Source organism: Brevibacterium sp. UMB1308A, from assembly GCF_030230605.1.
In the GTDB taxonomy this organism is placed as follows: Bacteria; Actinomycetota; Actinomycetes; order Actinomycetales; family Brevibacteriaceae; genus Brevibacterium.
On sequence record NZ_JASPDO010000022.1, the window covers coordinates 15,755 to 29,124 of the forward strand.

General features: G+C 56.5%; 11 protein-coding genes and 1 other RNA gene. 6 read left to right on the forward strand and 6 right to left on the reverse strand.

Going from position 1 to position 13,370, the window contains the following annotated elements:
• The first annotated feature begins 19 nt into the window (after positions 1-19).
• Both QP868_RS09485 and QP868_RS09490 read left to right on the forward strand, forming a co-directional pair.
• Positions 20-874: a Nif3-like dinuclear metal center hexameric protein gene (locus tag QP868_RS09485; protein WP_284926321.1), complete on the forward strand. Its 855-nt coding sequence runs from the start codon at positions 20-22 to the stop codon at positions 872-874.
• A gap of 13 nt (positions 875-887) precedes the next feature.
• The gene (locus QP868_RS09490) at positions 888-1,610 is read left to right on the forward strand and encodes a zinc ribbon domain-containing protein (RefSeq protein ID WP_284926322.1); all 723 of its coding nucleotides are present in this window, start codon (positions 888-890) and stop codon (positions 1,608-1,610) included.
• Between the two features lie 4 nt (positions 1,611-1,614).
• Here QP868_RS09490 and QP868_RS09495 read toward each other — a convergent pair whose 3' ends face one another.
• Positions 1,615-2,322: a YaaA family protein gene (locus tag QP868_RS09495; protein WP_284926323.1), complete on the reverse strand. Its 708-nt coding sequence runs from the start codon at positions 2,320-2,322 to the stop codon at positions 1,615-1,617.
• Between the two features lie 31 nt (positions 2,323-2,353).
• Here QP868_RS09495 and rnpB point away from each other — a divergent pair.
• An RNA gene (gene rnpB, locus QP868_RS09500) (RNase P RNA component class A) lies at positions 2,354-2,704 on the forward strand.
• A gap of 22 nt (positions 2,705-2,726) precedes the next feature.
• Here the strand turns inward: rnpB and ppgK are convergent.
• From ppgK to ald, 3 genes are all read right to left on the reverse strand, one after another.
• Positions 2,727-3,509, reverse strand: a complete 783-nt coding sequence (ppgK, locus tag QP868_RS09505; RefSeq protein WP_284926324.1) for a polyphosphate--glucose phosphotransferase — start codon at positions 3,507-3,509, stop codon at positions 2,727-2,729.
• A gap of 12 nt (positions 3,510-3,521) precedes the next feature.
• Positions 3,522-4,391: a type I methionyl aminopeptidase gene (map, locus tag QP868_RS09510; protein WP_284926325.1), complete on the reverse strand. Its 870-nt coding sequence runs from the start codon at positions 4,389-4,391 to the stop codon at positions 3,522-3,524.
• 64 nt (positions 4,392-4,455) lie between these two features.
• Positions 4,456-5,571: an alanine dehydrogenase gene (gene ald / locus QP868_RS09515; protein ID WP_284926326.1), complete on the reverse strand. Its 1,116-nt coding sequence runs from the start codon at positions 5,569-5,571 to the stop codon at positions 4,456-4,458.
• A 171-nt stretch (positions 5,572-5,742) separates the two neighbouring features.
• Between ald and QP868_RS09520 the strand changes: the two genes are divergently transcribed.
• Genes QP868_RS09520 through QP868_RS09530 form a run of 3 tightly spaced genes read left to right on the forward strand, consistent with a single transcriptional unit; the run spans position 5,743 to position 10,261 of the window.
• The gene (locus QP868_RS09520) at positions 5,743-5,937 is read left to right on the forward strand and encodes a hypothetical protein (protein WP_284926327.1); all 195 of its coding nucleotides are present in this window, start codon (positions 5,743-5,745) and stop codon (positions 5,935-5,937) included.
• Complete coding sequence (gene glnA, locus QP868_RS09525; protein ID WP_284926328.1) at positions 5,934-7,271, forward strand: type I glutamate--ammonia ligase; 1,338 nt, start codon at positions 5,934-5,936, stop codon at positions 7,269-7,271. The genes QP868_RS09520 and glnA (QP868_RS09525) overlap by 4 nt, the downstream gene beginning before the upstream one ends.
• Complete coding sequence (locus QP868_RS09530) at positions 7,271-10,261, forward strand: bifunctional [glutamine synthetase] adenylyltransferase/[glutamine synthetase]-adenylyl-L-tyrosine phosphorylase (RefSeq protein ID WP_284926329.1); 2,991 nt, start codon at positions 7,271-7,273, stop codon at positions 10,259-10,261. The genes glnA (QP868_RS09525) and QP868_RS09530 overlap by 1 nt, the downstream gene beginning before the upstream one ends.
• Here QP868_RS09530 and QP868_RS09535 read toward each other — a convergent pair.
• A complete protein-coding gene (locus QP868_RS09535; protein WP_284926330.1) occupies positions 10,258-11,700 on the reverse strand; it encodes a mycothione reductase in 1,443 nt (480 codons plus the stop codon). The genes QP868_RS09530 and QP868_RS09535 overlap by 4 nt on opposite strands.
• Positions 11,701-11,777: 77 nt before the next feature.
• Positions 11,778-13,202, reverse strand: coding sequence for a type I glutamate--ammonia ligase (gene glnA, locus QP868_RS09540; protein ID WP_284926331.1), 1,425 nt, complete (start codon positions 13,200-13,202; stop codon positions 11,778-11,780).
• Positions 13,203-13,370 lie beyond the last annotated feature (168 nt).

A 13,370-nucleotide genomic window follows, 5' to 3' on the forward strand; every position in this document is an offset into this window, starting at 1 on the left:
CATATGAAAGAGTAGAGACATGACACACGCGACACTTGCAGACATCATCGCGCACATCGAAGAACTGTGGCCCACCGAATACGCCGAATCATGGGACTCCAACGGCCTCGCAACCGGTGATCTCAACGCTCGCGTGTCCACGATTCTTATGGCTCTTGACCCCATGGACGCGGTGATCGACGAAGCAGTTGCTCTCAACGCCGACCTGCTCTTCACCCACCACCCGCTTCTTCTCCGCGGTGTCACCAGCGTCGCTGCACACACGTTAAAAGGCGGTGCCCTTACCCGGCTCATTTCGCATGGCATCGCACAGTACAACGCGCACACCAACGCCGACTCAGCGCAAGGTGGCGTATCTGACGTCCTGGCCGACATGCTAGAACTCACAGACCGGCAGCCAATCACCTCGGGCCCCAACCACGCAGAAGGCGTTGGCCTGGGACGCGTAGGAACCCTTCCTAAACCCCGCACAGTCTCAGAACTTGCATACACTCTTGCCCGCTCAACACCAGCAACTAAAACCGGAATCCGCGTGGCCGGAGACCCCAACGCGACCGTCTCACGGGTAGCCGTTTTGGCAGGCTCAGGTGACTCCCTCTTCGACGAGGTCCGGGCCCACGGCGCTGACGTCTATGTCACCTCGGACTTGCGTCACCACCCTGCAACGGAAGCCCGTGACACCTCCCACAGAACAACCAACACGCCACACCTCATCGACGTGGCACACTGGGCGGCCGAATCCCCATGGATGAGCATTGCCGCAACTCAGCTGGGGGAGAAGCTCAAAGAGAACGGCTTTGACGTCGACATTCACGTCTCCACCACCCGTACCGACCCATGGGACCTGCGCATTGCATCCCATGACGACGCCTAAGGAGAGGACGGCCATGGAACTCACGCCTGAACAGCACAGCGCCACCCTTGAATGGATTCGGGTATCTGCACAACTGCGCAAGAACCGGGCAGACGCACAGCAAAAAGAGCTCAAAGAGGAACTCACCGCGCTGGTGGCTCAGCACAAGGAACAAGCGGGGAAGATCGCAAAGTTGAACGCCCACCGTGAGGCCGTTCAAAAGCAGGTGCGCGAACTCAACGCACGTAGCACCGACCTCGAAGCGGAAATCAGCGGGCGCGAACAACGGATGAACGACGGGACTGGGCTCACGTCAAGCGACCTGGTAGCGATCGGCAAAGAGATCGACACGCTCAAGGAAAAACTGCAACGCACAGAGGACGAACACCTTGCGGCCTTGCAAGAAGAAGAGCGCGTTACTTCCGCAGTGGAAACCGCCACGGAAGAAGGTCACGCGATCGCCGCGCGTGGAAAAAAGCTCCAAGAAGAACGCGCGCGCACAGCCACAACGCTTGACGCTCAGGCCCAAGAGCTTTCGTCACAACTGGCGGGGCTGGCGAAGAACATGGGGGACTTTGGCACTCAGGTGACACAACGCGCCCAGGACGGGCCCGGAGCTGCCACGTTACGCGCAGGCAGCTGCGGCGGGTGCGGTGCGGCACTCAGCGGAACAGCCCGTGACGCCTTGGCAAACTCAGGCCCGTACAGTGTGGCCGAATGCGAAGAGTGCGACAGTTACGTCATCAAGGAAGGGTGAACTCTCAGACCACAATCGTGATCTCAGGGTGGTCGTGCTCGACAGTGAACGCCTCCTCAAGCGCGTCCACCACGCCTTCGGGAGTCGTGGGTATCTGCTCGTCTCGGTTTAGCAGGTGTCGCGCCACCAGCCCACGTGTATGTTTCGCGTTGTGTGAAACAGTTTTGCGCACCCCGTCAGCCTCAGTGACCACCTTGACTGGAAGCGTATTCGCCCCCGGCCACGCATGCCGGTAAGTACCCGAACGGCAGTCGACAACGACCTCGGCGGCCCACGCGTCATCCAAAACCGGTGACAGCCGCTTCTTCCACCACGTAGCGAGCTTGGGAGTCATGGTGTACCGGTAGGCAGGAATATGATCACGCGCATTCACCACACCAAACAGGGCGCTGCTGATGAACACCGCGTCCAAGCGATCCTCATGTGTCACCGTGTCCGCGTCCAAGGCCGTGTAAAGGACACCCGTGTATGTGTTGATGGCAGGCCCGGCCGAGGCGGTAAAAAGTTCCGTATTGCGTTCCACTTCCGGCGCCAAGCGTTGACTCACACCTAACTCTTCCCACCCGCGTTCGCGGGCAGAAATCTCCATGAGTGTGTCACACATGTGTGAGCGATCCTCAGTGAGTTCTGGGAAAGACAGCTGGTCAAGGTTCAGCGGATCGCCGTGCGTGTGCGGAGTCTTGGATTCCGACGGAGGCAAAAGAATAATCACACGTCGATCCTAAGGTAAAATGTTCCGCTGGACAGGTCGTGGGACGACTACGTGAAAACGAGGAACGTCCGGGCTCCACAGAGCACGGTGGTGGGTAACGCCCACCCGGGGTAACTCGCGGGAAAGTGCCACAGAAAACAGACCGCCACGTAAGTGGTAAGGGTGAAAAGGTGGTGTAAGAGACCACCAGTGTTCCAGGTGACTGGAATAGCTTGGTAAACCCCACCGGGAGCAAGATCAGACAGACAGCGTAGGCTGCTCGCTTAGCTGTCGGGTGGATCGCTTGAGCGCCGTGGCAACACGTCGCCTAGATAGATTGTCGTCGCGTGGACGCGGGTAACTGCCCCACGTACAAAACCCGGCGTATACGCGGCCTGTCCCTCACAGGTTTTTACCGGCCCGGATCATGCGTGCTGGTGCGCGAACAGCGCGGCCCCCACGATCCCTGCGTCATTGTGTAACTGTGCCGTGACAACGGGGACTGGCACGTCGATGAGGTGCAACCACGACGCGTGCTGGGAGGAAATCCAGCCACCCACAATGATGAGTTCCGGATTCGTTAGGAGCACGATCTGGTCGAGGTATCTTTGCAGGCGTCCGGCCCATTCTTCGTACGTGAGCCCTTCGCGGTCTTTTGTGGACACAGAAGCGTAGCGTTCACCATTTTTGCCGTCGACAGTGATGTGGCCCAATTCGGTGTACGGATATAGTTCGCCACGTGTAAACAGGGCCGACCCGATCCCGGTCCCCAAAGTGAGCATGAGAACTGATTTGTCCTGGGCCTGTGAACCCGCGCCAAAGCGCATTTCGGCAAGACCTGCAGCATCTGCGTCGTTCAAGAACAAGCACTGCGCACCCGTCACGGATGAGAAGACGGTCGAAACATCTTCTCCGATCCACGATTGGTCCAGGTTCCCTAAAAAGGTCACCTTTCCTCGGCGAATTGATCCGGGGAAGGCAAGCCCAATGGGCAGTGACCGTATTCCGTCAGGGATCGTGTGGCGTGAGCGCTCTTCAAGTTCGTTGAGAGCCTGGCCTACGGCCTTTGCCACATTCGTAGCCGTTGAAGGCTGGGGAGTGGGAATGCGAAGCTGTTCGTCCATGAGGGTGCCTGTTGCCCAGTCCACACATGCGACTTTGATGCCAGTTCCGCCAATATCAATTCCCACAGCCCACTGCTCTGACACGGCTACTCCTCGTTATTCCTGATCGGGCAGGGTCAAGATCTCTGATCCGGTTTCGGTCACCACTAGGGTGTGTTCAAACTGGGCAGAACGTTTGCGGTCCTTTGTCACGATTGTCCAGCCGTCGTCCCACGCGTCGTATTTCTCAGTGCCGAGGTTGAGCATGGGTTCGATCGTAAAGATCATTCCCGGCTCCATGACTTCGTTATGTGCAGGGGCTGCGTCGTAGTGGGGGACGATGAGTCCTGTGTGGAAGTCTCGGCCTACACCGTGCCCGGTGAAGTCGCGTACCACGCCGTAGCCAAAACGATTAGCGTACTTTTCGATGACGCGACCGATGACGTTGATTTCACGCCCAGGCTTTACGGCCTTGATGCCCCTCATGGTTGCTTCGTATGTGCGTTCCACCAGGAGTTTCGACTCTTCGTCAACGTCACCGACAAGGAACGTGTAGTTGGTGTCACCGTGCATATCGCCGATGTACGCAGTGATGTCTAGGTTAATAATGTCACCGTCTTGAAGGACAGTGGAGTCAGGGATGCCGTGGCAAATCACTTCGTTGACAGAAGTACAGATGGACTTGGGGAAACCACGGTAGCCCAAGCATGACGGATACGCGTTGTGGTCGAGCAAGAATTCGTGTGCGATCTTGTCAATCTGGTCAGTAGTCTTCCCGGGGATACACGCTTTTCCAGCTTCCACGATTGCGTTCGCGGCGATCCGTCCAGCTATCCGTACACGTTCAATTTCTTCATCCGTGTACATGTTTCCGCCCAAACCTTCAGTGGGTTCACGCTTGCCCACGTACTCAGGGCGTGGAATTGAAGACGGGACGGACAGCTGAGGCGAAACAGTGCCTTTAGTGAGGTTACCAATCGAAGTCATGATGCTTCCATGATAGTCATAGGGGCCCAGCTTATGGCTGGACCCCTATGTGACTCGTCATAAACTACTTGAGAATCTCGTCGACCGGTGTGAACTCCATGTTGAACGCTTCTGCAACTGCGTCGTTCGTGACATGACCCGCGTCAGTGTTCAGACCCTTTGCCAGTGCAGGGTCCTTGCGCATGGCGTCCTTCCAGCCCATCGACGCAATCTTCGTTGCGTACTGCAGGGTTGCGTTCGTCAATGCACGCGTGGAGGTAGCGGCAACAGCGCCCGGCATGTTTGCCACGCAGTAGTAGATCGAGTCGTGAACCTTGAACGTGGGGTCGTCGTGAGTTGTAGGACGCGAATTTTCAAAGCATCCACCCTGGTCGATCGCAATATCAACCAGAACCGATCCCTTACGCATGTTCTTCACCATGTCGTCTGTAACCAACTTAGGCGCACGCTTACCAGGGATCAGAACAGAACCGATTACCAGGTCGGAAGTCGACAGAGCCCTCTCGATCTCATAAGCGTTCGACACGGTAGTCTGCATGAGCGAACCGAAGGTCTCGTCAATCTGACGCAGACGTGCAATGTTGATGTCGATGATTTCCACATGCGCACCCATGCCTGCAGCGATTCGGGCCGCGTTCGTGCCAGCGACACCAGCACCAATTACGGTGACGTGGGCGCGTTCAACGCCCGGGGTACCTGAAAGAAGAACTCCGCGACCGCCTCGGGGTGAAAGAAGCTCAGCGGCACCTACCTGCGGGGCAAGGCGCCCAGCGATTTCCGACATGGGCGCGAGGAGTGGTAGCCCGCGGTTTTCCAGCTGGACCGTTTCATATGCGATAGAGGTCGTGCCAGCTTCAAGAAGTGCCTTGGTGAGTGGCTCGTCAGCTGCCAAGTGCAGGTAGGTGAACAGTGTGAGGTCTTCACGCAAGAAACCGTACTCAGATGCGATAGGTTCTTTGACCTTCATAACCATCTCGCCGGCTTTCCAGGTTTCTTCCGCTGTATTGGCAATCTGTGCGCCAGCCTCGATGTACTGTTCGTCAGAGATAGCCGATCCAACACCCGCGCCTTTCTGCACAGTCACCGTGTGACCAGCGCGAACAAGCTCAGTGACACCAGCAGGAGTGACTGCGACGCGGTTTTCGTTGTTTTTGACTTCTGTGGGGACTGAGATATGCATCCGTTCTCCTTTGTTCGTGACGCACGTGTGCAAGGTCTTTACTCAGCAGTTCGAACAATACTCACTCATGCACAGTTATCCAAAATGCGGACTTACCGTTGTTTTTTCAGATCTTTTGTGTGTCGGTCGCGATACGCTGAACGCGTACACCATTGATCGGAGGGAGCTCTCATGGCAGACACCGGTGACGAAAAGTTCTTCTTCAATTTGGAGACTGGCCAAGTCGAAAAAGGCAAGGTCAGTGCGTGGGATAAACGCATGGGCCCATACGACACACAAGAGGAAGCTCAGCAAGCTCTCGAAACAGCTCAAGAACGTACCCGTGAGTGGGACCAGGACGATCAAGAGTGGGAGAACAATTCATGACCGACCACCGTCGCTATGTGCTCCAGACCATCGAGGACAAGGATGTCCGGTTTATTCGATTGTGGTTTAGCGATGTGCTGGGACGGCTGAAGTCTGTAGCGATCGTTCCGGCGGAACTCGAAAGCGCATTCGATGAAGGTATCGGTTTCGACGGGTCATCAGTTGAAGGCTTCGCACGGATCTATGAATCCGATATGGTTCTCAAACCTGACGCTTCGACATTCGAGCTCCTCCCGTGGCGAGGAGGAGACGACCCTACAGGCCGTATTTTCTGCGACATCAACACCCCTGAAGGTGTTCCTGCTTCCGCTGACTCAAGGCAAGTGCTCAAACGCACAATGGAGAAGGCAGCCCAAATGGGATTCACCTTCTACGTCCACCCAGAAATTGAGTTCTACCTGTTCAAGTCTGGTGAGCTCAACGGCCAACCCCCTGTTCCCGTCGACACAGCCGGATACTTTGATCACGTCAACGGCGGAACAGCCAACGACTTCCGACGTGCAGCGGTGCAAATGCTCGAAGAGATGGGCATTTCTGTGGAGTTTTCCCATCACGAAGGTGGGCCGGGGCAAAACGAGATCGACCTACGGTACGCCGACGGCCTCACCATGGCTGATCACGTGCAGACTTTTAAGACCGTCATCAAAGAGGTTGCACTAGAACGTGGCGTCTACGCGTCATTCATGCCTAAACCCTTGGCGGATGAACCTGGCAACGGCATGCACACGCACATGTCGCTGTTTGAAGGCGATGACAACGCATTTTATGAACCAGGCGCACGCTATCAACTGTCCAAGATTGGCCGGCAGTTCGTCGCCGGGATCCTCAAACACGCGCCGGAATTCTGCGCTGTCACCAACCAGTACGTGAACTCGTACAAGCGTCTGTGGACCGGCCACGAGGCTCCTAGCTTCATCTGTTGGGGCCATCGCAACCGTTCGGCGTTGGTCCGCGTTCCGCAGTACAAATCAGGCAAGTCGTCCTCAGCGCGCATTGAGTACCGTGGCATGGATTCTTCGGCTAACCCGTATTTGGCGTATTCCGTTCTATTGGCTGCGGGCCTGAAAGGGATCGAAGAGGAGTACGTGCTTCCTCTCGAGGCCGAAGATGACGTGTGGCAGCTGTCCAATAACGAACGTCGTGCCCTTGGCATTGAACCTTTGCCGTCGAGCTTGTCGCATGCTGTACACAACATGGAACACAGTGAACTTGTCGCTGAAACCCTGGGCGAAGAAGTGTTCGACTACTTTTTGAAGAATAAGCGCGATGAGTGGTCCCAGTACCGTGCTCAAGTGACACAGTTTGAGCTGTCTCGCCACTTCAACTCCCTGTAATGCGTAAAAAAGATCCTGCTCGTCAACGCAGTCAGGCACTTGAGCGAACGCAACGTTTCTTGGGCCAGTTTGATGAAATGTTGGGCACGGAACTAGCTCAGGATCCGGAAAGTGCGCTGGCTGCGGCGGCTGACCGGGATTCGGCCGCACTTGGCCTTGTGCGGATTGCCGAGACGTGCCACCAGAACGACATTAACCTGCGACAGCTACTCGACGAGTCGCCCATTCTGCTTAATCGGCTGATCATCGTCTCCGGTGGTTCGGAAGCAACAGTCGACCACCTCGTTCGCTGGCCACAGGTCATCCGCACTCTGGCACATGAACCGGACTTCATCGACTCACTTGCTTCGACTCCAGAGGGCCTCGAGGACACTTTCACTGAAGCGTTAGCGGACCAGGGATCGTTGCTAACGGGGGAGCAGGGTATTACTGTCCTTCGTCGCACGTATCGGGATTTGGTGACTCGTCTTGTTGTGCAGGATCTTGAGCATTCGCAGCCAGAAGAGATTGTGGAGGATGTCACCCGGGTTCTGTCAGATTTGGCTGCCGCGGTCTTTCAGGCCGCGTATAAGATCGCCGAGGTCGAACAGGGGGAGCGTCTACGTGCCCGTATCGCTGTTGTGGCGATGGGTAAGTGTGGTGCGCGCGAACTTAACTACGTGAGCGATGTCGATGTGATTTTCGCGTATGCGCCACGTGAAGGTGAAGAACTCGACGATGAGGTTCGTGCACAGGCCACCGATTTGGCAACCCGGGTTACTGAACTGATATCTGGGGGCGCACATGAACCGGCGCTGTGGGAGATTGACACAGCTCTGCGTCCTGAAGGTAAATCGGGGGCATTGGTTCGCACGATCGACGAGTTCGTTCAGTACTACCAGAAAGTTGCGCATAACTGGGAGTTCCAAGCGCTTTTGAAAGCCCGTCCGATCGCTGGTTGCCCAGAATTGTGCGAGCAGTTTGAGGATGACGTGTCACCGTTTGTATGGACGGCCGGTGCGCGGTCCGGTTTCGTTTCTGAAGTGAGGTCCATGCGACGTCGTGTGGTGTCGCTGATCCCTAAGAACGAGCTGGACCGGCACATTAAGCTTGGTCCCGGTGGCTTGCGTGACGTGGAGTTCACGGTGCAGCTTCTGCAGCTGGTTCACGGCCCGCACGATAAGGACCTCAGAGTCCGCTCGACCGGTGGTGCTCTCCGCATTTTGAGCTCGCACAACTATTTAGCGTCGCATGAGGCACGTACACTGGCATCGGCATATAGGTTCATGCGCGTTGTTGAGCACCGCTTGCAGATTCCGCGCATGGCTCGTGAAGCGGTTCTTCCGGAACGCACCAGCAAGCTCAGAGCGTTAGCCCGAAGCGTGTATCCGGTCGAGGAGCGCAGTGTTGACCGTTTGAAGAAGGAACTGGCGGGGCACATGCGCGCGGTGAGAGCGCTGCACAAGCAGATTTTCTACCGTCCTATCCTTGATGCGGCGACGGGAAGCGCGCAGATGTCAACCGTGAGCGAGGCAGTTGCGCGTGACCGATTGACAGCTTTTGGCTATCAGGATCCCGCCGCGGCTATGCGCCATATTCGCGCACTGTCCACGGGTTTGAACCGGGTGGCCTATGTGCAGCGTCAGGTTTTGCCAGCGCTTCTTGATTGGTTCTCCCGAGGTGTCGACCCCGATGCTGGCTTGGTGGCGTTCCGTAGGTTGTCAGAGGGACTGTCACACACCACGTGGTACTTGGCTATGCTGCGCGACTCTGGTGTGGCCGTCAAAAACATGGCCCGCGTTTTGTCGCTTTCTCGTTTTGCATCTGATCTATTGATTTCGCACCCCCAGTCGGTCCAGTGGTTAGGAAACAACGAACGTTTACAGCCCAGCGAACCGGACGCAATCGCTACCCGCATGCGCGAACGCAGTCGTCGGCGCGATGACGGAGTTGCTGCTATTCGTAAGGTGTATGGCGAGGAGATTCTCCGCACGTCCTTGGCGGACACCTTGGGACTCTACGACTTGGACACTGTCATGACAGCCCTGACCAACGCTATGGACATCACCGTGCACCAAGCGCTTTCGCACGTGCGAATGAGGCTCGACGCGATGTCTGGCATTGACGACTACCGGTTCTGCATCATAGCGATGGGGCGTCTAGGGGGCGCGGAAATCGGCTACTATTCGGATGCCGATGTGATGTTCGTATATGAGCCCGGTGAGACGCTCACCCCGGCTCAACGCGAAGCTCTTCCGTCACATGCCAAACAGGTAGCTCTGACCCTGACGTCAGAGCTTGAAACCAGGTCTGCTGAACCCATTGTGGATATTGACGCCGATCTGCGTCCCGAAGGTAAGTCCGGGCCATTGGTTCGTACTCTTGCGTCCTATGCAAAGTACTATTCCGCATGGTCCGAACCGTGGGAGGCGCAAGCACTTTTGCGTGCTCGGCCAATCGCCGGAGATGAAGAGCTGGGGCAGGCATTTACTCGGCTTATTGACCCGCTGCGCTACCCCGAAGAAGTCCCGGAGTCCTCGCTTATGCAGATGCGTCGGTTGAAAGCGCGCATGGAAAGTGAACGCCTTCCCCGAGGTGGTGACAAGAAACGCCACCTCAAGCTAGGGACCGGCGGGCTCAGTGACGTTGAGTGGACCGTCCAAATGTTGCAGCTCCAGCATGCTCACACGCACCCAGGGCTACGCACAACATCCACCCTTGACGCTCTGCACGCCGCCACCCAGAACGGGCTCATCGACGAAGACTCAGCTCACAAACTTGAAGCCGCGTGGACAATCGCTTCACGTGTGCGTAGCGCTGCTGTTCTTTACAAGGGTCGCGGTTCAGACTCTCTTCCCACTGACGAAACAGAACTTGAAGCAATCGCGCTTCTCTTGGGTTACGAACCAGGTGGCGGGTACCAACTCGTTGACGACTATTTGGGTGCAACGCGCAGGGCCCGAAAAGTCATGGAACACGTGTTCTTCGGGTTCGAACCGGAAGACATTTAACGTGCGTCTTCGCCAAAGTTGAGTCCCAAGAGCGCGTTTTCAACGACCTCGGTCAGGGCGGGGTGGATCCACATTTGCCCACGGGCCATGTTGTCAGCGGGAATCTTGAACGCCATAGCCTGCACAAAAAGCTGAACCAGCGAGGCGGCTTGCTCACCGATGACGTGCGCGCCAAGAATTTGCCGGGTGGTTTTGTGGGCGAGTACCTTCGCAAAACCAGGCGCGTTTAACGCCCACCCGAAAGCAACGCCGCCGTACTCACATGTGCTCGACACATAATCAACGCCTTCTTCACGCAACTGCTCTTCTGTCGCACCCACGGAACCGATCTGTGGGTGACTAAACACGGCTGCGGGGATCACGCTGTGGTCGGTGCTCACAGGCGTTGGTTCAAGCCCTACATCTACCAGAATGTTGTGCTGTACAGTACGAGCTTCGGCGTTGGCAACGTGCTTCAGCAAGTGTTCTGAGCACACGTCACCCAGTGCCCACACCCCATCAAGAGGTTCACCGCTTGATGACATAACGCGTTGGTACTCGTCGACGACCAGCCGGTCACCGTCTGTGGTGGCGTCCAAGGCGTCTACGTTGAGTGCGTGAGTGGAACGCGTGCGACCGACGGCTACCAGCATGAGGTCGGCTTCCACCGCCGAGGTGTCCGCCCCCTCCGCACGCCCCGTTTCCTTGAGTGTGAGGGTGACTCCGTCTGCTGTGTCAACGGATTCAACTTCTACTCCGAAACGCACGTTGACGCTTTCACAGAATTGTTGCGTGAACGCCTGGGAGACGTCGTGGTCGTGATTACCTAGCAATCGGTTTCCGCGGGCCAACACGGTGACCTCGACACCTAGAGACGAGAAAATGTGCGCGAACTCCACAGCAATAAAACCTGAACCAACAATCACGAGAGAACGTGGGAGTGTAGGGATCCGCATGATCGAGTTTGAGGTTTTGACAGGGTAGTTTTCTGTGTCGACCCGGTCCCAGTCCAGACCAGTGGCCTTGAGTGGAGTGGGGGAGGACCCGGTAGCGATCACTACGCGTTCAAAGGTGAACGTGTCACCGGAGGCGGTTTGGGCGGAATTACGGCCGGTAAAGTGGACACGCTCTGGATACACCGTGACGTTGTCGAGTCGATTCGTGCGATAGTCTCGACCGTCCGCTTCGATCGCGTCGATACGGCCGAAAACCCTGTTAGAAAGCCCGGGCCAATCAACGCCGTTAAAACTCGTCTGCAGATTCAGATGCGTCGAATCTGTGGAACTGTGCGCGACCTCGGCCGGATATACGAGCATTTTCGTAGGAATGCACCCAACGTTCAGGCACGTCCCTCCAAACAACCACTCTTCAGCGATCGCAACCTTGAGATGGCTGAAGCGGTCGTCAACGATTGAGTTCCCAGAACCCGTCCCAATAACAAGAAGATCAAAATGCGCCATAGAAAAAGCATATACACCGGCCTTGAACAGCCGGTGTATATGCTCAGCGACTCTATGTGCTCAGTCGTTCGTTGCTGTTACAGAGAGTAGTACAGTTCGAACTCGGTGGGCGTTGGGCGAAGACGCATCACGTCGATTTCGTGAGTGCGTTTGTAGTTGATCCACGTGTCGATGAGGTCATCGGTGAACACGTCTCCCTGTGTGAGGAAGTCGCGGTCGTTGTCGAGTTCATCGAGTGCCTCTTCCAACGATGCGGGCACGTGCTTGATGTCCTGCAATTCCTCTGGCGGGAGCTCGTACAGGTCCTTGTCGACTGGTTCTGGTGGCTCAATGCGGTTACGAATTCCGTCTAAACCAGCCATGAGCTGAGCAGAGAACGCCAGATACGGGTTGGACGAAGGATCCGGTGCACGGAACTCCAGACGCTTGGCCTTAGGGGAGTCCCCGGTGACTGGAATGCGGATCGCAGCCGATCGGTTACGCGCCGAGTACACCAAGTTGATAGGGGCTTCGTAGCCAGGAACCAGACGGCGGTACGAGTTGATGGTGGGGTTGGTGAATGCCAGAACAGCGCCCGCGTGTTCGATGAGGCCACCGATGTACCAGCGGGCGAGGTCCGAAAGCCCGGCGTATCCGTTTTCGTCGTAGAACAGAGGCTTCCCGTCTTTCCAGAGCGACTGGTGGCAGTGCATTCCCGAACCACTGTCGTCCATGAGCGGTCGAGGCATAAACGTGACCGTCTTGCCCCACTGTTCAGCCACTGAGCGAACAATGTACTTGAAGTCGAGAAGCTGGTCGCCCGCCTTCTGCAAAGTGGCGAACTTGTAGTTGATTTCCTGTTGCCCAGCGGTTCCGCATTCGTGGTGCGCACGCTCCATCTCAAACCCGATCGACTCGAGGGTGAGAGAAATCTCATCACGAATATCCGCGTCTTTGTCCTGTGGGCCCGCTGCGAAATATCCGCCGTTCATGGGGGTCTTGTAGCCCAGGTTGCCACCAAGTTCTTCGCGCCCGGTGTTCCAGGCGGCTTCTTCCGAGTCAATCTTGTAGAAGCTGTGGCCTGGTGTTACCGAGTAGCGAATTTCGTCGAACATATAGAACTCGGCTTCTGCGCCAAAGAACACGGTGTCCGCGATTCCCGTGGACTTCAAGTAGGCTTCGGCCTTGGCCGCGACCTGACGGGAGTCGCGCGAATACGGTTCATCGGTAAACGGATCCACAATCGAGTGGTTGACAACGAGTGTTTTCGCATCGCGGAACGGGTCGATGTACGCCGAGCTGACATCGGCGAGCAACTTCATGTCTGATTCGTTGATCGTTTGGAACCCGCGAACTGACGACCCATCAAAGAGTAAGCCGTCTCGAATCTCATCCTCCCCGTATGCACTAGCTGGAAGATTGAAACGTTGCACTACTCCCGGCAGGTCACAGAACCTGACGTCCACAAACTTCACGTCGTGATCTGCAAGATAGGCAACTAGTTCACTTGGTGTCGAGAACACATTTACTCCTAATCGGGTTTTTCACCAGTGATTCGAGTTTAACGGCCTAGCATGAAGGAACCATGTCTGAATTGTTTCGCGCGTGTTTCGGCCCGGCCGAATTGGGTATTTCCCGAGGTGGGTAAGAGTGAGGGCGATGGGTGCCGGTGGCAGGGTGCACAGGTACAC